Annotated in this window: 22 protein-coding genes; 19 read left to right on the top strand and 3 right to left on the bottom strand. The window is 44.3% G+C overall.

What is annotated here, in order from left to right:
- The first annotated feature begins 35 nt into the window (after positions 1-35).
- From ACRDDY_RS14130 to ACRDDY_RS14085, 10 genes are all read left to right on the top strand, one after another.
- On the top strand, positions 36-440 hold the full coding sequence (locus ACRDDY_RS14130; RefSeq protein ID WP_438565590.1) for a hypothetical protein: 405 nt from the start codon (positions 36-38) through the stop codon (positions 438-440).
- Positions 441-497: 57 nt separating this feature from the next.
- Positions 498-863, top strand: a complete 366-nt coding sequence (locus ACRDDY_RS14125) for a hypothetical protein (RefSeq protein WP_438565589.1) — start codon at positions 498-500, stop codon at positions 861-863.
- 67 nt (positions 864-930) lie between these two features.
- Complete coding sequence (locus ACRDDY_RS14120; RefSeq protein WP_438565588.1) at positions 931-1,521, top strand: hypothetical protein; 591 nt, start codon at positions 931-933, stop codon at positions 1,519-1,521.
- Positions 1,499-2,062 (top strand): hypothetical protein, encoded by a 564-nt coding sequence (locus ACRDDY_RS14115; RefSeq protein WP_438565587.1) that lies wholly within the window; start codon positions 1,499-1,501, stop codon positions 2,060-2,062. Before ACRDDY_RS14120 ends, ACRDDY_RS14115 begins: the two co-directional genes overlap by 23 nt.
- 53 nt (positions 2,063-2,115) lie before the next feature.
- Entirely contained in the window at positions 2,116-2,649 is a 534-nt protein-coding gene (locus ACRDDY_RS14110; protein ID WP_438565586.1) for a hypothetical protein, read from the top strand.
- Between the two features lie 95 nt (positions 2,650-2,744).
- Positions 2,745-3,227, top strand: coding sequence for a hypothetical protein (locus ACRDDY_RS14105; protein ID WP_438565585.1), 483 nt, complete (start codon positions 2,745-2,747; stop codon positions 3,225-3,227).
- 147 nt (positions 3,228-3,374) lie between these two features.
- Positions 3,375-3,725 carry a hypothetical protein gene (locus tag ACRDDY_RS14100; protein WP_438565584.1) on the top strand — a complete coding sequence of 117 codons (351 nt, stop codon included), beginning with the start codon at positions 3,375-3,377 and terminating at the stop codon, positions 3,723-3,725.
- A gap of 26 nt (positions 3,726-3,751) precedes the next feature.
- Positions 3,752-4,120 carry a hypothetical protein gene (locus ACRDDY_RS14095; protein WP_438565583.1) on the top strand — a complete coding sequence of 123 codons (369 nt, stop codon included), beginning with the start codon at positions 3,752-3,754 and terminating at the stop codon, positions 4,118-4,120.
- Positions 4,121-4,196: 76 nt separating this feature from the next.
- The gene (locus tag ACRDDY_RS14090; RefSeq protein ID WP_438565582.1) at positions 4,197-4,538 is read left to right on the top strand and encodes a hypothetical protein; all 342 of its coding nucleotides are present in this window, start codon (positions 4,197-4,199) and stop codon (positions 4,536-4,538) included.
- 9 nt (positions 4,539-4,547) lie between these two features.
- Entirely contained in the window at positions 4,548-5,432 is an 885-nt protein-coding gene (locus ACRDDY_RS14085; RefSeq protein WP_438565581.1) for a hypothetical protein, read from the top strand.
- A 51-nt stretch (positions 5,433-5,483) separates the two neighbouring features.
- Here ACRDDY_RS14085 and ACRDDY_RS14080 read toward each other — a convergent pair whose 3' ends face one another.
- Positions 5,484-6,389: a hypothetical protein gene (locus ACRDDY_RS14080; protein WP_438565580.1), complete on the bottom strand. Its 906-nt coding sequence runs from the start codon at positions 6,387-6,389 to the stop codon at positions 5,484-5,486.
- 56 nt (positions 6,390-6,445) lie between these two features.
- Positions 6,446-8,434, bottom strand: coding sequence for a hypothetical protein (locus tag ACRDDY_RS14075; RefSeq protein WP_438565579.1), 1,989 nt, complete (start codon positions 8,432-8,434; stop codon positions 6,446-6,448).
- Positions 8,435-8,517: 83 nt separating this feature from the next.
- Between ACRDDY_RS14075 and ACRDDY_RS14070 the strand changes: the two genes are divergently transcribed.
- The 7 genes from ACRDDY_RS14070 (at position 8,518) to ACRDDY_RS14040 (ending at position 18,543) form a co-directional block, all read left to right on the top strand.
- Positions 8,518-10,716 (top strand): hypothetical protein, encoded by a 2,199-nt coding sequence (locus tag ACRDDY_RS14070; protein ID WP_438565578.1) that lies wholly within the window; start codon positions 8,518-8,520, stop codon positions 10,714-10,716.
- A complete protein-coding gene (locus ACRDDY_RS14065; RefSeq protein WP_438565577.1) occupies positions 10,713-13,277 on the top strand; it encodes a DUF7193 family protein in 2,565 nt (854 codons plus the stop codon). Before ACRDDY_RS14070 ends, ACRDDY_RS14065 begins: the two co-directional genes overlap by 4 nt.
- Positions 13,274-14,935, top strand: a complete 1,662-nt coding sequence (locus ACRDDY_RS14060; RefSeq protein WP_438565576.1) for a hypothetical protein — start codon at positions 13,274-13,276, stop codon at positions 14,933-14,935. The genes ACRDDY_RS14065 and ACRDDY_RS14060 overlap by 4 nt, the downstream gene beginning before the upstream one ends.
- A 44-nt stretch (positions 14,936-14,979) precedes the next feature.
- Positions 14,980-17,091, top strand: coding sequence for a hypothetical protein (locus ACRDDY_RS14055; RefSeq protein ID WP_438565575.1), 2,112 nt, complete (start codon positions 14,980-14,982; stop codon positions 17,089-17,091).
- Positions 17,092-17,385: 294 nt separating this feature from the next.
- Positions 17,386-17,823 carry a hypothetical protein gene (locus ACRDDY_RS14050; protein ID WP_438565574.1) on the top strand — a complete coding sequence of 146 codons (438 nt, stop codon included), beginning with the start codon at positions 17,386-17,388 and terminating at the stop codon, positions 17,821-17,823.
- Entirely contained in the window at positions 17,811-18,227 is a 417-nt protein-coding gene (locus ACRDDY_RS14045) for a hypothetical protein (RefSeq protein ID WP_438565573.1), read from the top strand. Before ACRDDY_RS14050 ends, ACRDDY_RS14045 begins: the two co-directional genes overlap by 13 nt.
- Positions 18,220-18,543: a hypothetical protein gene (locus ACRDDY_RS14040; protein WP_438565572.1), complete on the top strand. Its 324-nt coding sequence runs from the start codon at positions 18,220-18,222 to the stop codon at positions 18,541-18,543. The genes ACRDDY_RS14045 and ACRDDY_RS14040 overlap by 8 nt, the downstream gene beginning before the upstream one ends.
- Positions 18,544-18,573: 30 nt before the next feature.
- Here the strand turns inward: ACRDDY_RS14040 and ACRDDY_RS14035 are convergent, their stop codons facing one another.
- The gene (locus ACRDDY_RS14035; RefSeq protein ID WP_438565571.1) at positions 18,574-19,872 is read right to left on the bottom strand and encodes a hypothetical protein; all 1,299 of its coding nucleotides are present in this window, start codon (positions 19,870-19,872) and stop codon (positions 18,574-18,576) included.
- Between the two features lie 140 nt (positions 19,873-20,012).
- Here ACRDDY_RS14035 and ACRDDY_RS14030 point away from each other — a divergent pair, with 140 nt between their 5' ends.
- The gene (locus ACRDDY_RS14030) at positions 20,013-20,786 is read left to right on the top strand and encodes a hypothetical protein (RefSeq protein ID WP_438565570.1); all 774 of its coding nucleotides are present in this window, start codon (positions 20,013-20,015) and stop codon (positions 20,784-20,786) included.
- A gap of 349 nt (positions 20,787-21,135) precedes the next feature.
- Positions 21,136-21,567 carry a hypothetical protein gene (locus ACRDDY_RS14025; protein WP_438565569.1) on the top strand — a complete coding sequence of 144 codons (432 nt, stop codon included), beginning with the start codon at positions 21,136-21,138 and terminating at the stop codon, positions 21,565-21,567.
- Positions 21,568-21,987 lie beyond the last annotated feature (420 nt).

Here is a 21,987-nt window from a genome sequence, read left to right as displayed (position 1 = left end):
TCATTATGAGACGATAATCCACACTGGAGTTTAAGATGTCATTCAACAAAAAGATCCTTGCTGAACTGGAAGTAGTTGCAACTGGTAATAAGTTCGAAATCAAAAACGTAGAGAAAGTCTACGTTGATAACTTGCCAGAAGGCGTTACTCCAGAAGTCGTTAAGCAAGTGCGCCAATACGATGCTGAATTCGACACCACAATTTATGAAGCTGCGCTTCCTAAGATGGTCGACCTGTTGAAAACAGATAAAAAGATCGGTTTGGTGGAAATGGAAGCGGCGGCACTGGGTCGCACTTACGGCATCGCGATTACGCGTCCTGAAGCCGATGAGCCGACTAAAGAAAACTACATCGATGCGATCAGCCTGTACGTTAGCGAAGAGCACAGCTCAGCTATCGGCGACTGCCTGGATCGTGCAGTAACTTTGTGGTCTAACTAAGACCATCCTCTAACAACATCAGCTAACAAAAAATTGTTTTTGATTAAGGGAATTAAAATGAGCTTCGATTTCAAATTCGGTAAAAAAGACGGCAAGACTGTAGCAACTAACGCCAAGCAGGTATTCGACGACAACCTGCCTGAAGGCGTTACCCCGGACGTTGTTAAGCAAGTGTCCGACTACAGCAAGGAGTTCCACAAGGAACTGCTGGCAGCTGCGACCGAACCTATGATTGCCGAACTGAAAGCATCAGAAGGCAAGCAAGTGCTGGCTGAAATGGAAGCTACCGCATATGGCATTAAGTTCGGTGCCACCATGGATGTATCCGGTGATGAAGTTAAGCTGACCGGCTCTGCCGGCTTCGCTATCGGTAGCCACATGATGGTTGCCACCAAGCGTGCAAGCAAGCTGTGGTCTAACTAAGTAATACAAACATCAGGAGGCGTTCGCCTCCTGATGTACTCTTATTTTTTTTATTTTGGAGTTACCGATGAAATTACAAGTTATCGATTTTACTAATCAGTCCAATCTAAACCATGATGTGGCAGTGCGGGATATCGAGAAGCGTCTTGCTACGACATTATCACCAGTAATGCAGGATGAGACTGACGCTGTCATTACATTCCAGATGATGTTCGATTTGTTGGCACATATTTATACTAGCCAGGATGTTGTAATTGGCAAGTATGTGGCTTGTATGAACGGCATCCTATATCGTCCGTACGTATCTATCTTATGTCGTGATACGAATACTAATTACCGTGCGGTGTTTGGGCCTAAAGGTATTGAAACAGAAGTAGCTAACATTAACGCTAAACGAGAAGGGCATTTCGAACGCGTTAGTACATCTATTACCGTAGAATACGTCAGAGTTGCTACGGTCGCCACATTAATCGAAGCTATGTTTACGGATATGCCCGGATACGAATATATGTGTGAACAAGCACAACTATTGATGCGTAGCATGAACTCAATTACGTATCTTAATTACTTCAACATAAAAGTAACAGTCGACATTTGCATGGAACCACGCAGAAATAACGATGGAGCTGAAATAAATGCTGAACATTACAACGGATAATACCGAGATCAATGCCAAACTGGCAAGCGTGATCAGTGACTCACTGAATAACGTTAACCGTACTATCATTGGTTATACTGCAGACTTAAAACATGCGGATAGTTTCTATCTGAGTGTTATGCTGGATAATCTGATTGATGCTGTGTTGGTTACACAATCCATTACGCCTAAATTGCTTGCGCAAGATATCGTATTTGAAATTGGCGATAACAAACTCGTCATGGATATCGATGCTGGTGCGTTAGGTAAGTTCAATCAGAACGTAGCCACACGTGACATCTACACTGAAGGTTCTGCATTGAAGGCTTTGGTGGATAAAGGTATTGCACGTGATGATGCGTCTAAGTTACTGATGCATGTAACTCGAATCCTGCATTCCAAGATGAAGTATTACATTCTGGAATGTTCTGGTTTTGAACTGATGGCCAACAATGCTTTGCGTAATCACACGCGTATTGTTGAGCTATACGAGTCATACTGGAAGCATAATGAAAACGAACTGTTAAGCAATATCAAGTTCGAAGTCATTAGCAAAATGTGATTACTATGAGAGAGGCATACGCCTCTCTTTTTTTTTCATGATAGGGATATAAAATGAAAGATTGGGATAGTAATTTCACGCCGAGTTATACACCGCTCGAGATGCTAGAGCTTGGAGTATTCGAAGGCAAATACATAAACGGTATTCCAGGGGTACCTAAAGAATGGTATGATTTACCCAAGGTGCTAAAGGTATATCAGAAGCCAGACCCATCATTGAACAAGTTCGGCGTTAAGAGTCGTATGTCATTATCAGAATGGCGGGATAAGGGTTGGATTGATGAATGTGACCCTTATGGTTGGTTTGAATGGTATATCAAATATTTCTTAGGTCGACGTATTCGGGAAATTGATGCTAAACAGATATGGCGTTGGCATAGCTTTATCTCCAGACATCAGGCTCAAGTAACCAAGGGTTGTAATTTAAGTGATGAGGCGTGCAGACCAAAGCAGCGACAAGGTTTATTACAGTGGGCATGGGATTCATCAACACCATATGCAATACATCAGCGAAACCTAAATCGTAAACGTATTATTAAACTAGCGCATGACCTAAAACCACTCGAGTATTTTCAAAGGGGCGCTTAGGCGCTCCTTTTCCAACGAAATTTATTTCAGGCATATATTATAATTGTGAACAGAAACAATTAAATTACTGATAATCTTGGATTTGAGGATATAACATGAAAATCGCAATACGTACTTTTCTTAATACAGTTAATGTAACTGACCCAGCATATGCTGTAGTGTCTGGATCTAAATCTAGCGATGGACATCAGATGTTTACGTTGAAGGTTAGCTTCGGCTATAGCCCAGTTATGTTACACAGTAGCTATGACGATTTAGACGTGGCGTGTCAGCTTTTCATTAAGAAGATAACTAAGATACGCACGGCATTACAGGCAGCATTAGATGCTGTTCATGATGTGCCCACAGTTGGGCGGGTGTGGCTTAATGGTGAAGGTTCGGTCGAATGTACCTATACCGGTAACGCCTGCTGGTCAATAGATAGTAAGACGCTGATGTTCAGCTTGACTGACTGTCGGCGATCAGCAAGAATACAGGTAGACACAGATGAGAGCGACTACAAGGAACAACGAATAAAAATTGAAAATTTGATCAAGTTTCTTGATACGGCAATTGCCTATATCAATAACGGTCGTTAATGTATCTTCGAGAGGGGCTTCGGTCCCTCTCTGTTATTTTTTTTGTTTTTTCAATGAAATTTTTTTCAGACATATATTATCAGAGTGATGCAGGTACGTATGACACCACCTGTGCCGAAACGTAATTTAACTATTGGGAGATAATGAATGAGCAATGCTAATCTTAAACTGATGATGACCAAAGGCAAAAAGATATTAGCCAAGATGGTTGTATACGTAGCCAATGGTGGGACCCTAACGTTCCACACACACGGGTCAGATGTGGTTACAGATACGCCGGGATACTTGGACACTGTATCCATGGTAGAGGAGCACGGCAACATCCTAGAAATAGGTGTACCTGCTTTATTCATACTCTTGCAGCCATACATGGAACGATGCAAATGTAGTGTTGTCAAAGGTAATAAGTTGCAAGAAGATATATGGAATACAAAAGACATGACGATAGATAAGGATCTATCGCAACGCCTACTGTTAGACTTAATCGAATCAATGTAGCGCCTTTCTTGGCGCAGGAGCTTATAATGATCGCATATACCAACGTTATATCGATGCTCGACACTGCGTCAAAAGGCCAGCCGCTGCAGGTTATCTCCACTAATGAACGCTGGGATGGTGTTCATTTGGAACCTGCGAAGGACCGTATTTTTGACACGGATGTTATCGCGGATCGTGCCATTTATGGCACGGCTAAATCAATCAAGTCAGTAATCGCCGACGCAGTATTTGTTAAGTCGGTAAATACAATCATGGAGTTGGCTGACAATGCAACTCCAGTTGTTCGTGCTGGCCAAGTTATTGCGTGGGACTTGGACAATAACATGGGACTACTGAAGATCTGCCCAGCAAAAGCTAAGGAAGCACTCGAATCTCTTAATCGTGTGCTTAATTGAAATTTACCCCGGTTTATTTAATACGTAACCATGGCCCTATATGGATCATGTAATGTATTAATGCCGGGGAACTTCAATGCGTTATTTTTTTGACAAAAAACACCCAGAGAATGTGCTGAAAAGGATTAATGAAGTTTGCTGCGGCTACGTAACAGTATACAAAGCTTGCGATATGATTTCTGATCCTTGGCGGCGTGCGTATACTCGACGTGGATTTATTGCCAAACATGGTGATCGAACTTATGAGCTAGTACCGATCTTTAAACAACCTGTTAAAATTCGTGGTGCTGTAACTGCTGCAGCCACACTACTTAAAATGAATGGGTTCGAACTTAAAGCGGTTAATTTCTGTTTTGCTGATAACGACTCTGACGCTACTACTAAAGTTAGTTATGCGATCATTGATATTATTGAATAGGATATAAAGATGCACTACGATTGTGATGATACTTTCCGAGATACTCGTTTATCTACCAATTGTTTTAAGGAAGTTAACGAATGGTGTTCCAATTACCAGGACACAAACTATAATCGCCGACGTGCGGTTGTAGACCTTATCTGTGAAGGTATGGTGGAACTGGAAAACGTTCTTGGAGATACCTATCAACAAGTAACTTTGAACCCGCTTAACGAGCACCGGTTCATCATTTTTATCGATGGTCCAGACAACACTGGTAAAACTACGCTGGTCAATGAGATTCTTAAAGAAGCCGAAGGCAATGCTTATGGACTGGCGGAATTCACTAGCGATCCAGAAGCTGGCGTTACCAACTCTGAACAGTTCAAAGCGTTCTCCAAGTTTATGACCGAGTGTCAGATGCCTGAAGTAGATGCGCACATCACGTTTGCGAACCGTCACTTCAATATCAGTAAGATGTTGAAAGATGAAAACGCGCAAGATAAACTGATTGTGTGTGACCGCAGTTGGCTTACTGCATTTGCATACCAGGGGCAGCAGTCTAAAGAACTGCGCGAAGAGATCTACCGTATGGGACTATCGTTTAACAAACGTCTGGTGGACAACGGACTGATTCCGATCTATATCCTGTTGACCAATGACTCATACTCTGAGAAAGGGGATGAACATTTGGAGACGTTATCAGAAGACTCACGCGAGTTCTTTGATGAGTCGGTGGATCGTTTGGTTGATGATGGTATTCTGTGCGTCAGCAACACTTCGCGTCAGGTGAAACATATGCTGCGTGATTTCTCAGATGCACATCTGCCATTTACGTTGTTCTATGAGCACACACCAATTGAAGAGCAGCCTACAATTATTCAACGACTGATTCGTAAATTCATTGGCATTTGACAAAAAGGTTAGAAGAGAGCCCCTTGCGGGGCTCTCTATTTTTTTTTTGCCTTAGTATCCAGCAACGCCGGAAACACGCTGGCTCTTAGCGTCGCGTGCACCTTCCCAGTAACCGTTACCAGTCGCATATACGTCTGGGTCAACGTTCTCACGGAACGCTTTACGGGTCATTGGGTTCAGGCCACCACGGTCCAGTGCCAGAAGCTCACGCTCTGCCATTTCATAAACGCCATAGGAGTCATCCTGCAGGCCAGTAAATGGAATGTTCAGTGAACTGGTGTTACCGCCAGTAGACATCTCTTTAGAACCGGTTACTTCACCAGAGCCTTTCGGCGCCATGTTGGTAATCAGCCAAGCTTTCTCGATAGAACGCTTACGGATATCCGGTTCAAAGTACAGTACTGTCATACAGTACATGTCGGCCAGCTGATCCTGAATATTCGGGTTCAGCAGGTGGATCATTGGGATGCCGTTATGGACATCGCCCATGCCGTAACGCTGCCACAGGATGAACAAGTTCTGATAAGGACGACCTACCTTATCTTGTTCCATAACGTGGGTTACGTCAGAAGTCTGCAACGTGTTACGGTTGAAGGTAGACTGACGCATGTTTGCGTTACCGATTTCCTGCTCATGGAATTCAGATGTGATCGTTGATTGCAAACCTTGGATCTTGGTTTGTGTTTCAATGAACGACTTGATCATCATCTTGAACATTGCAGGGTCTGGCATGTAATAGATCCACTTAGGGAACTCTACTACTTTCGCAATGACATCGCGTGATACATACGCATCGTTAAATACGTATTTACCAATGTTAAGGACTGCGCCGTTTTGAGCGCCCTCGTGTGCCTTAACCATCGGTGACATACGAGTTCGACCGAACCCGTTGTTACGATCCAGGATCGGGTTGTCACCCAGACGACCTAGAACGTTTTCGCCCCAAGTGTTGGCCATATATTCCACCTTGTTAATAACAAATCAGTGGCGGGGCTTTTGCCCCGCTACAGGTATCAGCCAGCGCGTTGAGCGATAACCGATACTTTGTGTACGTTCTTGTTGGTGTTGAACTTGACAAAGATGTCAACAGAACACTGGTTGCCGGCTGCACGATCTTCTTCCGTGAAGTAAACGTTAACGCTAATGTCTTTGACAGTATCGTAACGGCTGCTTGTACGGTTAAGGATCTTCTGAGAAACCAGCTTCGCGTATTCCTCTTCATCCATTGTTTGGTTGCCGGTGGTTTCAGCCCAAACACGCTGCGATACCATCATCAAGTCACCGCAGACCAGGGAAGGCAACATACCTACCAGGACAGAACGATGATCGTCATAGATGGAACGCATTGACGGGAAGAAGAAGCGATGGTCATCGAAAGCGATTGCGTAGATCAGACCATTTGCATAGTCATTCTCATACACAGTGTTCTCTTTGGTAGGCAGAGATACATCGTAACCTGATTTGATTACGGTATACTCACCACCATCGAAGAAACGCTTGTCGGCGTTCAGCTGAGTGCCGCCGGCATAATCAGCCATCAGTTCTGCCAGATGATAGGTCAGTGGGAGACGATCCAGGTATGACTTATCGTTCAGCAGGAAGTCCTGACCAACGATATAACCGCGCAGTGCACCGGTGGTATAACGTTGTGATTCAGGGAATGCACGCATATACTGCGCAATCGCAATTGTTACTGAAGATTCAGTTTCAACATCGTTTGACGGCATGTCGAAAGCGAATGGACACTCAACAACAGTTACGTTTGGTCGAGTCATACAGTTTGCCATGGCTTCTTTAGTCTTGAGACTGAAGCCACCATCCCATACGTGACTGAATGGATAACGCAACATATCCATCAGCTTAACTGGACCCTTACCGAAACGCTCATATTCACGACGGCAGAGTTTGTCGTACTCGACGTTGTTCATGGTACCGTCAGCACCACCGATGAACGGGTGGAAATGACTTTCGTTCAGGATTTCGCCGCCCAGAGTACCGTTGTCGATTTTGACTTTGGTGTACTTGGTGCCGTCCATATCCATGGCGGTGAATGGATCGACCATGTTGGCTTCGATCTCTTCCACTTTACCAATGGTGGTCAGCAGTTCGTTCATGTGGTCTTCATATACATGGAAACCTTCGAACGGACCAGGCATCGCAGGGATACCTTCACGCGGACGCTTGTCGATGTAACCGTTGGCGATTACATAACGGTAGTCGTATACGCGGTTTGCAGACGGGTCTTTGGCACCATGCACGTGGCTGTACAGTACAGCGCTACCGCCATCCAGGTTGTTGACGATATTGCCATTGATGTTAACTTCAGAGGCTTCGCGAATCTGCATGCGGAACACACGGCTACCAATACGCTCGACTTGGCTTGCGCTAACCGGGTTACTGGACTTGGCATTCGGGCAGCTGAATGAGAAGCGGAAGTTACGGCAATAGTCACCTTCGTACGGGGCACTGATATCATACAGTGGCAGTACAATAGATGATGTACCATCGTGGTTGGTGTTAGTACCTTCCATGCGTTCAGCTTTACCAAACTCTTGGTCTTTGCTGAATTCGCCGACACGATAGATTACATTCAGTACGATTTGCTTGCCTACAGGCGGTTCGCCTTCTTTGACAGGCGTATCAATTTCTTGTGTAAAAACTTCGGCATACAAGCGCAGTGATGCGATGGTTGCATCATCAGGGATCAGGCGCTGGAAAAGGATGCGGTTGACTTTACGGTTAAACAGCTCCACAAACGGCGTCATGAAAGTTGAATACTTCGTGCCGTTAGTGATAACTTCTTTACCGTGCATCGTGAACAAGGTTGGACCTTGCAGCAAGTGTGCTACATTGCCTTTGCCTTTTGGGGCGAAGCCCATGATCCACGGGGTATGTACGGAATCAACTACTGGACGCAGTACCTGCGCTAGTAATGATTCGTCTTTAGTACCGTAGATTACGTTCGCAGGTGCCCCGCTAACTGGGATATTACTTGCGTACATGTGTTTACTCCATTTGTTTGGCCATTATAGCAAACGGGTAAAAAAATACCGTAACTGCCATATGAATTGTAACAGGAGACATTATGTCCATTAAGAATAGCTACGACGGTGCGATTTCTCGTCTGGCTACCACCGAGTCTATTAACTACGAAATCACCAAAGCTTTGCTGCGTGGACCATTCCCTGCTGATGATTCCTGTCAAAGTATTCGCTTTGTAACTGATCAATATGCTGATGTGGATAGCTTCATCCATCCATACTGGCGTCGTGAAGATGATCAGGTATACATTGATATTCGCGGTTTCTCCAATGTTAATGCGGCTGGTGTACTGTCAGTACGCGACGGTGAAGATCGTGATATGTGGATCTATCGTGCCAAGATGGAGCTTGCTTGGATTCGTGGTCGTCGTGAAGATTTGTTTACTGCATGGCAGTTCTCTAACGAAGTGTTTGTTCGCTGGTTGACCTCGGTTATTAAGGACAAGTACCGTCTGAGCCCAATCCACGAAACACGACTGTTGACCTGTATTGCGTTGTTCTCTATTGGTCGCTACTTCGATAAGATTGAAGGCTTCCGTGCGGTAGAACGTTATGCGCAACAGATTGCTTCTACCTACCGTGTTGATTCTGATGTGATCTTTGAAATCATCGATTTGTGCGGTGATGTTTTCCCACGTAATGTGGACGAGTTAATTGGTCTGATTCACAATGCCAATGTGTCTCCTGCGCTGGTTGACTTGAATCGTCTGACCTTGTTTAACTGCTTAGGCGGTAGCTTCTTCATGGTAGCTAACGCGGTACCAATTGTTTCACTGGCGATTGAATACCCTCCTGCATTTGCTTCATTAGTTCTGATGGCACTTAAACACACTACTATTAAGAACAAGACGCTGATTGGTCAACGTGCTGCTATGACTGCTAGCGGTGGCCGCGACAAACACTTCATCGGCGCGGTGGAAAAAGTATTCGATCGCTACTGCGATGAAGTAGAGCCGGGTCGTAAAGACAGTTACGAATTACGTATCGGTAACGAAGGCGTCGGTACAATTGCAGCAGGTGTTGCTGGTGGCTGTATTCTGATTACATTCATCGCATGGTTGATCTCCAACGTATTCGGCGGAGACAAGTCACCTTCTAAAAGCAGCGATAAAGCTGTCGAAGAGTTAACCAAAGCAATCAGTGAAATGAAGGCCAGTCGTGAACTGATCTCCTCTGCATACGAGACACTGAAATCGAACGCGTGGCCGGCAGACGATGCATTGGAAAAACTGGGTGACGAGAACAAGAAGATTTGGCAAGACCTGTCTTCTGGTGTGCGTTTACCGGGCGTTAAGCTGGCGGTTTATGACTTCGCTAAATCCGGTGGTAAAGGTAGCTCCATCTCAATGGGTCCTGTCAAGTATACTGGTGGCGATGTATCCAAGTTCAAAGCGAACCTATCCAAAGCTAATCAGTGGTTGACTACTAACTTCGGCGGTACTGAAGGTAGTGAAATCGCCCAGGCAGTTATCGGTGCGCTATTGGCGAACCGACCGTTCCCAATCAACGATATCAACGGCCCTGAAGCTATCGATGCACTGGCTTCTGGCTTCGGTCAAGCACAAGATATCTTGGAAGCGATTGCCAATGCAAACGACATCAATGCACTTAATGCAATTCTGCCAAAGATTCAGTCTTTCAATACTGATCTGCAGACTGCATTCAACAAAGCCAATCCAGATGCTACGCCTTCCGTAGTTGGTGGTGTACAAGGTGCTGGCGGTGTGGTTACTGCTAACAAGGCCAGTAAGAATGTTAACATTCAACTGTTCTTACCAAGCACTGGCGATTTCAATGAGACCTTCTTAAACGAGCAAACTGAAGCCGTTAAGAAACTGGTGGAGATGCACTCTAATCCAGACAGTGTCATGACAATGGCCAAGAACAATGCGGAAGCCTGTAAGAAGCTGGAAGCGTTGTCCAAGGAATACAAGAGCAAGACCGATCGTTTCAATAAGCTGTCTGAGCATTTGTCAGGCTTCACTGAAGATGAGAAACAGTCTGATGCTCACAAAGCTGCAACTGCTTTTGTTACCGGTAAGTCAGAACTGATGACCTATACCACAGATGTAGTAAACAGCTGTTCTAATACAGCGCGTTCACTGCAGGCTCTGGCTAAGATGATCAGTGGTATGATTATCGACCTTAAGGGTAAGGAGCTCCAGGCTGATGGCGATAAGCCAGCTGAACCAGCTAAGCCAGAAGAGCCAAAACCTGAAGGCAATACAGGAGATAATAAATGAGTTCGTGGTTAGTCAACCACGCTGCTGAAAATGTTTGGTGTCGGCCATCGGAAGATGGCCGGTTCATCATCAAGCCGGCGCGTTTGTGCAATAAGCGTGGTGATGTATTCGGGGTTCAGGTATCTGAACATCATATCCAATTACCGGACATTACCAATTGGTATCATACCTATCAGATTGGTTTACAAGATCCAGAAGCTTTGAATTTTGGGACTTGGGGTGGGTGGAAGTCCGCCAAAGACATCGTTAATGAAAACGGTGTGGTAATTATCCCTTACATCGAGTCTGGGCGACAGATCCCATTAGATTTGGTTTACTTCCGCTTCATCAGTAATCATAACTTACTGATGGCTGTTAAGCGTTATGAGACCCAGGTCAATGTTTCCAACGAAGAAGTATTTATCAAGATTTACACTGGTAAATATCAGACTCACCCTGACTGGACTTCTGAGCACAAGATCTTTTGTGAAAGTCATGTGGTGCGTACGCCTGAAGACATCACTGGATTGATCATCCGTCATGGTCAAGCTTCACGTAAACCAGGTATGGTGTTGTGTACTGTTAACGGCTATCCGGTCGATAAGTTCTCGGTAAACAACGTTAAAGCGTGGGACTATGTGGAGTATATCCACGACGGTACAATGCGGGAAGTTCACAAATTCTATCTTGATGAACTGCCTAGCTTCCATAGTACGCTGGATAAGTTTGGTAAGTTATTAGTACACTTACCAAAAGCAATTGATACCGTACTACATCTCAATGATATCGAACTATACCTATTCAAGAACGGTGTTGGGCGATTTGTACATACGCACATGATGGCTGATTTGCGACAGCTGACGCATCGTGATTTCAGTATATCATCAAAGCATCTGTACGATTACGGTATCTGTAATCCAGAGTGGTGGGAAGGGTACGGTGATATTGAACTTGTAATGTATGTTCGACAACCAGCGCTTGATAATATGGTGGAGTTCGATTCCAATCGTATTCTTGAGCTATATCAGATGGATGACGATCAGATTATCTCTGCTATCGTTGGTCCAGATGATTCGCTGGATATCTGGAAAGCATCTACGTTAGAGCAGGCACCATATGCACGACTGATAAATGCAATGCCGGAGCATATAACCAGAAAATTGGTTACTGATGCATATGGCTATAATGCGTGCAGTAAATTGCTTGGGTATAACTATACTCCAGTGATTTATGATACTGAAGGTAATCCACGTGCCCCGGTTCATTTCGGCATGGTTCAGCAGTGCTCTATTTTCGAGTATGATCGCAAAGGGTTGCTGCTAGGCTGGAGTAATCATTCGGTATTCGAAGGCTCAATGCATATCTGTAAGTACAAGGATACTGCATTTGTTGAAATAATCGAAGGTATTGGTACCGATGAACTTGATATTGAGTTCGGTACAACAATGACTAAGGTCAATCCAATGTACCAGTATCGCTACTATCTCGATGAGACAGTGAGTGAGAAACCTACTTGGAAATATACTGAAGTTACTGATAGTAATGCCTACGATATCCTTGCTGATGGCACTGTGGTTTGGCACACTGACCCAACTCGATTCTTGCCTGTACGGCAAAGCGATCGCTCATTCTTAGTCAATGAGTTTAAGTTTGAAAACGCTGACATGCTTAGCGGCAAAGGTCTGTTGTATTTCAATGCGCAGTACAAGAACAAACTGACTGCAACATATACACCGTTGGAATTTGAACCGGAGACGGTTGAGGTTTGGCTGAATGGACGCAGTCTGGTAATTGGTGTTAGTGCTATTGTTGACTGGCCAATGGTGGGGATTTGTGATAAGACGATTGTTGAGGAGATCGGAAACAAGGATTTCAATATTGTTTTGCGGGCCCGCAACTTCGTTCCACGCTCTACTAAATACACCATGCCGAAGCACGGATTCGTTTATGACGGTATTCTGAGTAATAACTCGCGCTACGATATCAAGGATGATAAAGTCATTCGTGTTATCGCTGGTGGTCGCATGTTTGATCGCAGTCAAGTTACATTCCGTGAGGACTTGGGGCGCATTGCTGGTAAGTTGCCTAATGGTATGCCTTATCAGATTACCGACCCGTTAATCCCACTGCGAAATCACATCGAGTACCCAACGTATCCGTTCCATGCAATTGCTAAAGAGACAGATGCTGCTGTGGAAGAGTATCTGACGCAGGCAATTCCACAGCCACCTGCTGTTGATATCAATCCGATTACTAATCGGTACATGTTGTTTAGCTTAACGCTGAATAAGATGATCTTGGATATCCTCAATGGTGAGTTTGCTATCTCAGAACGTCCAAATAACTATATTTCGACTGAAGAGATTGAGCAGCTCATGGGTAACTACAAAAAGTTCCTCAAGGCTGATGCTGCATTTATGGAAAACATCGATAATGATTATGTCGTGTTCTATCCGATTGCAGTGCGTGGGATGGTTGAGCTGTATCCGCTTGAGTTTTCATTTATTGAGCGTGTGAATAGCCTCTATTTCAACAACCGAGTATTACTCAATAAGCATCTGAGGGTAAAAGATAGACCATGAGTATTAATACCAAAAAGCCTATCGTCGAAGACGGTCGTGACTGGCGGATACTAGCCTATCATGAACTATACTTCGCTGATATTGCCGATAGTGGGCGAATCGTACCTAACGAAAATGAGATAGTTGTTAAGGTCAAGGATCGTACATGGTGGATTGTATCCTACCGTAATCCGAACCCGCCTTTCAACTTCGATCTTGAACCATATGCCGGGCCTAACTACAGCAACACTGATGTTATTACCGGTGAGCGTTCGCCAATGTCTCGTGATGCATTCCGTGTGCTGATTAATAAAGACACGGTACCTGCAACACTTAACTTAAACTCACAGTGGTATGTGAAGGGCTCTGCCAACACACATATTCGCGTTTGGTTAGGTAGCGAGATTGGTGAGGGTGGCACATGCATTTCTGGTTATATGCATGGTAATCGTTTTGATGATAAGATTCCATTGGAGTTATCCTTCAGTGGGAACACTAGCAACAAGACGATCAAAAATCCGGTAGCTGGTATCTGTACTAAGATCCCTGCTAATGGTGAGCGCGTAACTGTAGTTACTTACAACGCGCAAGATATGCCAACCGATATTGGTTCATGTAATGTCATCTTGACCGACATCGCTATGGCTACCAATAAGCCACAGAAGCGTATCGTTGATATTCGTCTGAAAACACCGTGGGTGTCTCCTGACAACGATCGTGTTGTTGAGCTGCCTCAGAACGTTCCTATCGATGACCTACTGTTCGAGTGTGAAGTTATCTACACAACTGGGACTGTGGTTAAGAATATCGATGGTAGTAAGATCAAGTTAATTGGTCTGAAATCGTCTGGTGCTTACGATGAGATGATGATTGCTTCCAGCGTTGGTTTGGAAATCCCATTACAGCTAAGCTACATGCTCTCTAACGAAGAGACGTACATTGGCAATGACATTGTAGAGGGTGTGATCAATCGTCGCTACAGCGCCGTTACAGAGCGTATTGAAGGGGCATATAGTCCTAAGATTTATGCAGTGCCTGTATGGCGTGGTGCTGAGACCGGTTATCGTATGGAATACTACCTGACTGACATCCGTCGGAATGGTGTATATCCTGCGACACAGTGGGTTCGTTACGCTGAGAACTCCCCGCCACTGGACCCTAAACTTTATGGCATCAAACAACAGGTCGGTATTCGACTGAACCTTGCTGACGTAAGTCCTGAGTTTAAGGCGCATTATCATACTGAAGTTTTCTCAATTACTTTCACTGCTCCAGGTAATGAGAAGCGCGACAACTTCATTATTGAATATGTGAAGTCAAGTCCAGCATACGGTGACGAAGCTTTCGTGTTGTTCAAGCCGTTCAACGTTACATACAACAAGCTCGATATCAAGTGTGAGCAGCGTTCACTATCGGAATGGTTGGATAAGTTGTACTATCCTATCTATCCGGTATTTGATCGCAAGGCTGAAGGTTTAAGACCACCACAGCCAACACACTTCGAATTGCAAATCGGTGGACGTAAGTTCCGTTATCCGGTTAGCGATTGGTTGACAGAGCTCGTTGTAGATTGTCCGATTGTTGATGGTGATACCGTGCGTATTGTTTGGCTGATTCAATCTAAAGCCGATGATTTGTATTTAGGTGTCTCGCCGTTGTTACTGCATGAAGACAATTAAGTAAACGAGGTGGGCAATGCCCACCTCTTTATTCGGAGTCTAGTATGTCGATCATACTTAGGAAGGAAGATTGGGGTTACTATCCTGATGCTGTTTATGATTTGAATACTGAAAACGAATCATTCATTCAGCTGGCATATACCCACAAGACCCTAGGTGTTGAGAACTGGTACATGGTGCTTGCGCTATTTCGCCCTAAGTTAAGTGGGGTTGATGCGCGTTTCGATTACACCAAGGAAAAGCCAGATACTCTCAGCACGGATATGAAAACTGCGATTGACCGGGAATGTGCTGAAAACCCATGGTATTGGTTCCGGGAAGTTGCATTGGTTCCTCAAGAAGGTGATGATCCTTCTGTGTTTATGATTAACCGCGGTACTTTTGCGTTAGTCTGGGCATATTTCAATAACGTCGACTTTGGGTTATTGATGATTCGTCAGCGAGGTAAGTCAGTAGTTCTATATATGCTGATGTTATACCTTGCGCAATATGGTCGTAACTTGACGCAAATCCTAATCACTAAAGATAGTGGACTGCGTAATGAAACCATGGTCCGTATGCGGCGTGCTCGAGCAGTATTGCCACAGTGGACTTATGTACTTAACAACGATGCTGAAAACGAATATAAGTTTACCTATAACACCCGTAACAACAACGTTCTAACAGTAATCCCACCTACCGATCGTAAGTCTGCAAACAACCGTGGTCGCGGAAATACCGCTGGTACCTTTGGTTCGGATGAGACAGCTTTTACCAAATACATCGAAGAAATGCTACCGGCAGCACTAGCGGCTGGTTCTAAGGTACGTGAGAACTCTGAACGTAAGGGTATTCCATACGGTAACATGTTCGTAACTACGCCAGGTATGCTTGACACTCCTGAGGGCGCCTACACATACCATATGTTTATGGGTGGCGTCTATTGGGATGAAAGCTACATGAATTTCGCAACTCGCGATATTCTACACGATGCCATTAACCGGGCATGTGGTGGCGACCGTACATTATTCCATGGACCATTTACACACCGACAGTTAGGCATGACAGACTTAGATCTGTATAACGCCATGCGTAACGCCGGTGGTGACAGACTCCAGAGACTACGTGACTTCGGTCTACAGTGGACTTCTGGTAATGCCATGTCACCATTTACCACAGAACAGCTTGAGGCTATTAAAGCCAGTACCAAGCGACCAGAGCATACGGAGTTCTATAAGAACAACTATACTCTGAAGTGGTTCTATCCGAAGCACGAGATTGCTGAACGCATGAAAACCATGCATGTAATCGGTCTTGATACTTCAGATGCTGTGGGTCGAGATGCTATTCAGTTTATCCTGATTAACACCGAAACACTAGAAGTTGCTGCTATCTCTACAGTTAAAGAATCTAACCTTCACATATACACCATGTGGTTATATGAGTTTATGGCCAGATATCAGAACACTGTATTGGTACCAGAACGTAAATCATCAGCGCCTACCATGATCGACACATTGATTGTCGCCATGACTAACGCGGGTATAAATCCGTGTAAGCGTATCTTTAACAGACAGACACAGGAGGAGCGTACAACCGATAACTATCGCGATTACGTAATGAATACGAGCAGTTTCAGAGACCCTCGTTACATGAACAAGTATCGTGCTACATTCGGTTTCAACACAACTGCAGCTACACGACGAGATCTCTATGGCGATGTATTGACGTACGCTATTGAGCTCGGTGTTAACGTACTCCATGCCGCGGAGTTGGTTAACGAAATGCTTGCCCTCCAGATCAAAAACGGACGTGTAGACCACCCAGACGGCGGTCACGATGACTCCGTAATTGCTTGGATGTTGGCAACGTGGTTTATTCTTTACGGTAAGAATCTGGATTTTTATGGGATTTCGAACCGGAGAGCATTGCGTAAAGTCGCTAATAATGTTGAAGAGACCGAGGAGGAATACGAGGAGATGGTTGAACTCATCGATGAAATCCGAGATCTCGTTAAACAGCTTTCTAAAGAGAAATGTCCGTACTCCAAACTGTCCTATGAGCGACAGATTAGGAACAAGCTCAAATTTATCCAGGTGGATACTTCTAGTGCTAAGTCCTTGTCTGAACTTGAGGAGTTGCTCGGGGCGGAAAAACTCAAGAGAGGATATTCATAATGTCTTTGTTCTTACAGTTGTTATTCTCACTAATGTCAGCGCTAATTGCTGTTCATGTCGTTGGCTTAGTGTTCCGTAAACTTGCAACAATCAGTGGGATAAACAAGGTCGTTCTGAACTTCTACACAGTATGGACTGCAAGAGGATTAAGTAAAACTCTTGCCAGTAATCTGGTGTATTTGTCAGTGGCATCTTGTGTTTTCACAATGTCGTTTCAGGAAGCGGAACGCATTGCGTCAATAATTAGTCTGACTTAAAACATAATATTCTAGGCTGTCCTAGGACAGCCTATTTATGCCGGGATCTGTTATGATTGACTTTGATAGTTTATCTGAAAATGCTAGCTGTATCAAGATAGGTGCAGGTTTTTATCAAAGGTTGAAAGAGATAGGAGATATAAGTACTCTTAAAACGCTCTTAAACGTCACGGGTGAAGATATCTACCTGCGACTAGGGCAGACGTACCAGTCAGACTTAGGATCGCTCAGAAAGGCTTATATTGAGAAAGCTACAGATGAGCTAAATTATATATCCTACTATCTAATCCATGCAAATAGTCATAATTCTTTCAGTGTCTACATGCATGGAATGATGGATAAGCTTTATCGCTGGGATATCCCATTCAAACTTTTGTCTCCTGTTATTTTTTCCTATTATTCTTCACCTGATGATATTACCTATGAACAATTACTGGATGATATCTGTATAAGGAGACACACATGCACGCGTTAAAAGTTTTAACTTCGCATAAGCAAGTTCACATGCATTGCGCTAATGGTAACAATGGATATTTCGGACGAATCACCTTCTATGAAGATGCTGCATACGACAACACCGATAGTGCGGAATGGGAAGTAATGGATGACGCAGGTCAACTGACTTACTTGCAAACTATCTGTCAGCGTGACACAAGACGTGATAATGTATTGATCTGCTATCAGCTGGATGAAGGCAACTGGCTGATCAGTTACATTTCGCACGGTGAGCCTGAGATTAAGCAGCTAGTCTTGTTTAAGACAGACAACCTGTTTGATCATCTTGATGCTTTGCATGACCTAGATGAGCGCATTATGCGTACTCAAGTGCCAAGCAAGTTCAACTATCCTGTATATAACGCGTGGGTGAATCATGAATAGAGTCCAGGTTCCAACATACGGCAAAGAGATCAATCCGAAATCGAAAGCCCGTAAGGTTCAGATCTCGGTAGACTTCCAGGATAAGTCATTGGCATCATTCACATTCTACTGGGATACGTTTACGATCTTAGTTGAAAAGCCTGATCACGCTACGACCTGCCCTGTATTGAAAGAAATCTTTGCAATGTATCGTACCGGTATGGAGTTGCCATTCATTCCTACTAGCCGCGATTCACTACTGATTGCTAATGAGAAGGCTGCAACCGTTTGTACGATTCTCAGCAATTACAAGTTCTCGGCAAAAATGATAAAATAGTAGGTTGGGGCTTTCGCCCCAACCTCTAAATTATTTGTACTGATTATAGGCGAGTGCCCGAACCACGAAGTATAACATGATTGTTGTGCGAACTGCTGCCAGTGCTGAAGGTGATCGCAAAAAGCAATTCTTCTTGGCAAACCGCTCAATCTCTGTTCTTATCTTCGGTAGTAATTCGCCCGTTGTCTTCGGAGCAGTGTAAATGGCTCTCAACTTGGTCAGTATTTGACCCGCGTCCGTAACCCTGATTCTGTTCGAGCTGATGTACTCGAATGCATGCTGCAACGTATTTTCCATCATCCAGTTAACAGATTGCCTTAAACGACCGTCAGGCGCACTAGCGATTGCCGTTAAGCATTCACGCAGCGCCTTTTCGCTAACGGTAGGCATAATGTCGCAAACCAGATAGACCAGATCTTCACGAATGAAGTTGGTGGGGTTGCTTGCCGCATCTAACAGGTAATAGCTGGCCGTGTTATAAAACACTGCCGCATCTTTGATGATTTTGTCACCATCTACGGAAATGGCGGTTGACCCAGTAACGGTGATGCGGGAGTTAGCCGCACGCACTGCTTCCAGAGGCCCATACATGTCCTTGACTACAGCACGACAACGAGTACTAATATCAGTAACGATACGAATAACATCGTCGTCTTCGGAAAAAGTCTTAAGGGTGCGAGCACGAATACCCTTAGGATCAACAAGTGCCTCTGCCTGATGTTCAAGCAGGGCACCCCAGCTTCCTAGTTGTCTAAGCCTAAACTTCAGTGAAAGTGACTGATAGGTGGCTTCCGCCGCGGCTTTATCAACTGGGTTACTGAACTGATTAAACCAGATGCTCGTATAGAATCGGAATTGTAAAATAACTCCGACTTCAACTTGTGCTTGTTTAATCAATCGTGATTGTTGGTTTGATGAGGTGACTAAGCGGTGAATTGCCCAAATGCAGCTGAGGTTGAATATATCGGACGAAACATTCCAATCAGTGTTGATCGAGGGTACCGCGTGTACGCATTCTCTAAGAAGATTTTCATCGACTTCCAGAACTTCATCAAACCACCGTTCCACATCGGACGGCACTAACTTAATCCGATCCACGCCCAAAAGGTTTCCACCGAACCAGGAGATGTGATCAGCATTCTTGGTCCGCAGGTATCGGGCGTAATTGATAACACGTTTAGCGAAACGCTCATCGCCTACTACGTTATCCGCAGCTTCGTTGAACGCATCGTATAGCGTGTTATATCTTTCGTTTTTGTAATTCTCCAGCCCGAGCGTTATGCTTCGTGCTAGTAAACTACGCGTTGTACCGATCAGCAGTTCCAACATACGATACACCGTCCTGTTAAAAAATACACGATTCTTTTAGATTGAAAAGAACCAGCCTGGGCCATACTAAGATTGAACATAATCTCAGATATATATTATCTAGGTGAACCAATACGTAATTCAACTTGGAGATTATGAATATGCACATTGGATCGTTTAAAGATTACCAGGCAATGCAAAAGCAAGGCCTAATTCGGAACACTGAGGTGTTCTTAAGATTCGATTCTAAGATGTTCGAATTCAATGTCTTGGCGTCAGGGGACCATGTAGTCAAGACTTCTAACGCCAGTTACGTGAATTCTAAATTCGGTGACTGGTTGCAATCCGTTGGTTTATACGGCTACCTGTTCATCAGTAGCTCAAACGGACCTTCTAGAAACGCTGACAAGTGGATCGAGCGTCATGCAACACTGCCAAGATCGGAATGGCATGGTGACTATACGATCTATAACATCCTAGGAATCGATACAGACCACGTACGGTCTTTACCTAGGGTTACGTTGCCACTTAACGTGATGTCTACTGACAAAGCGTTACAGGAGCAATATGGTGATGCTTGGGATGGTTTCTTAATCCGGGCTACAACCAATCAGGGATTACAGTATTTCCGAAAGATGCCAAATCGTCAAACGTCTGGTACTATCGTAGCCGTTATCACTGAAGAAGATAACGAATCCCAGATCTGTGGTTTGCTAGTAGCTACCGTAAGGGATGGTGTGATGTATCATGTGAAAGCGATGGCCATTCCCAAATGGTTACGTGATACCAAAGAACCATCGAATGGATTCGTGGGCAAATCATGCGAAGTAAGCTTCACACAATTCGTACCCGGCGACCGAGTGAGTAACTTCACCTCACCGCGAGTAATTTCAATTTCAAACAAGCGAGGCAAATGTCATGGTACTAAACCATAGATACTTAAGCTCAAGCGAAGTCAACGAATCGCTTGACGGAATCACATTGACTGACTACCGCGGTAATCAAGTCTTAAACTTGAACTGCTCTGGGTTGCGTAACGGCGACTTGGTGGCAGTAATGCAAACACCTAATGGTCAGCGAATCCTGAAAATGGAATCGACTTACCGAATCGATTCAATCCATAAGCTGAAGTTCATCAACGAGATGAACTCAATTCTCGGTGCTAAACGAGAAATCACAGACATCGGATATTATTACACAGATGCGGAAGGAAACCGCAAAGTTTCAAATATCACGATTCACTAACATCTTCAAAAACTTATCTTGGATTTAAGGGGAATTAAAATGGCTTTAGCAGCACTGGTACTGGCAGCAGCAATGAACGTAACTCCAGCAATCGCATCTACCGCAGTTGCTGATGATCCAAACTTGGTTTACCTGAACACGCACTATGCGTTAACTCAGGCTGAACGAGGCTTGGTCTGTTACGGATGTGGAGAGTTGCCCAAGGAAGTCAAAGACTCACAGGCCATCGTTCTAAGCGATCAAGTCTTGGTGGAGTCGGCCAGCGCCGGCGTGGTATTCATATCCACAGGCGTTAGTGAAGCCTGCCCGGCAGGGAAGCAATACGTTGTCAACTTAGCGGATGCGCACATGGAACCATTGGGTGTTCCGTGCAACGCTAAGAATTTTATCTGGTCATTTTCAGAGCAACGTGTTATCTACAAGTACGACGTTGGTGACTCAGAAGTCATAAAACATTGGACTCTGAACTAACAAATTTCTTGAAGTTCCCCCTAACCGGGGAATTTCATTTTTTTTTGCCGTTTTTGAACCCTGTTAAAAAAAAGTCGAATAAAAGATATAGTTATATAAATCTTTCTCTTTCGACCCCCCCTCCCCCAACACCTTAATTTTCTACATATAAATATAATATACATGTAATTTTTTACAGGATTTAAGGTTTTCCCTGAGTTTATCTCAGGAAAACCAGATTATTTAGGTTAGTTTAGACGGAATTCTTGGGGAATTCCTAATATATAATTTTTAACATGGAATATGTTTCAAGTGAGAATAGTTAAATACCAGGAATAAATTACATGGTATATATTCACTAGAATTCAACAGTAAGCTTTTGAGTATTTACATAAGCGTCGCGCCGGCCAGCGAGCCGAGCCGACGAGTTACATTTATACG

This window comes from Clostridium sp. (assembly GCF_051656525.1).
In the GTDB taxonomy this organism is placed as follows: Bacteria; Bacillota; Clostridia; order Clostridiales; family Clostridiaceae; genus Clostridium.
Note: the sequence above shows the minus strand (reverse complement) of the source record. Positions and strands in the feature narration are given on the sequence as shown.

Excerpts from the sequence above, each read along its gene's own strand:
- ACRDDY_RS14090 (WP_438565582.1), top strand. The coding sequence starts at position 4,197 with ATGCGTTATTTTTTTGACAAAAAACACCCAGAGAATGTGCTGAAAAGG.
- ACRDDY_RS14105 (WP_438565585.1), top strand. The coding sequence starts at position 2,745 with ATGAAAATCGCAATACGTACTTTTCTTAATACAGTTAATGTAACTGAC.
- ACRDDY_RS14100 (WP_438565584.1), top strand. The coding sequence starts at position 3,375 with ATGAGCAATGCTAATCTTAAACTGATGATGACCAAAGGCAAAAAGATA.
- ACRDDY_RS14120 (WP_438565588.1), top strand. The coding sequence starts at position 931 with ATGAAATTACAAGTTATCGATTTTACTAATCAGTCCAATCTAAACCAT.
- ACRDDY_RS14045 (WP_438565573.1), top strand. The coding sequence starts at position 17,811 with ATGCACGCGTTAAAAGTTTTAACTTCGCATAAGCAAGTTCACATGCAT.
- ACRDDY_RS14040 (WP_438565572.1), top strand. The coding sequence starts at position 18,220 with ATGAATAGAGTCCAGGTTCCAACATACGGCAAAGAGATCAATCCGAAA.
- ACRDDY_RS14110 (WP_438565586.1), top strand. The coding sequence starts at position 2,116 with ATGAAAGATTGGGATAGTAATTTCACGCCGAGTTATACACCGCTCGAG.
- ACRDDY_RS14130 (WP_438565590.1), top strand. The coding sequence starts at position 36 with ATGTCATTCAACAAAAAGATCCTTGCTGAACTGGAAGTAGTTGCAACT.
- ACRDDY_RS14050 (WP_438565574.1), top strand. The coding sequence starts at position 17,386 with ATGCCGGGATCTGTTATGATTGACTTTGATAGTTTATCTGAAAATGCT.
- ACRDDY_RS14025 (WP_438565569.1), top strand. The coding sequence starts at position 21,136 with ATGGCTTTAGCAGCACTGGTACTGGCAGCAGCAATGAACGTAACTCCA.
- ACRDDY_RS14065 (WP_438565577.1), top strand. The coding sequence starts at position 10,713 with ATGAGTTCGTGGTTAGTCAACCACGCTGCTGAAAATGTTTGGTGTCGG.
- ACRDDY_RS14095 (WP_438565583.1), top strand. The coding sequence starts at position 3,752 with ATGATCGCATATACCAACGTTATATCGATGCTCGACACTGCGTCAAAA.
- ACRDDY_RS14070 (WP_438565578.1), top strand. The coding sequence starts at position 8,518 with ATGTCCATTAAGAATAGCTACGACGGTGCGATTTCTCGTCTGGCTACC.
- ACRDDY_RS14115 (WP_438565587.1), top strand. The coding sequence starts at position 1,499 with ATGCTGAACATTACAACGGATAATACCGAGATCAATGCCAAACTGGCA.
- ACRDDY_RS14080 (WP_438565580.1), bottom strand. The coding sequence starts at position 6,389 with ATGGCCAACACTTGGGGCGAAAACGTTCTAGGTCGTCTGGGTGACAAC.
- ACRDDY_RS14035 (WP_438565571.1), bottom strand. The coding sequence starts at position 19,872 with ATGTTGGAACTGCTGATCGGTACAACGCGTAGTTTACTAGCACGAAGC.
- ACRDDY_RS14075 (WP_438565579.1), bottom strand. The coding sequence starts at position 8,434 with ATGTACGCAAGTAATATCCCAGTTAGCGGGGCACCTGCGAACGTAATC.
- ACRDDY_RS14125 (WP_438565589.1), top strand. The coding sequence starts at position 498 with ATGAGCTTCGATTTCAAATTCGGTAAAAAAGACGGCAAGACTGTAGCA.
- ACRDDY_RS14085 (WP_438565581.1), top strand. The coding sequence starts at position 4,548 with ATGCACTACGATTGTGATGATACTTTCCGAGATACTCGTTTATCTACC.
- ACRDDY_RS14060 (WP_438565576.1), top strand. The coding sequence starts at position 13,274 with ATGAGTATTAATACCAAAAAGCCTATCGTCGAAGACGGTCGTGACTGG.
- ACRDDY_RS14055 (WP_438565575.1), top strand. The coding sequence starts at position 14,980 with ATGTCGATCATACTTAGGAAGGAAGATTGGGGTTACTATCCTGATGCT.
- ACRDDY_RS14030 (WP_438565570.1), top strand. The coding sequence starts at position 20,013 with ATGCACATTGGATCGTTTAAAGATTACCAGGCAATGCAAAAGCAAGGC.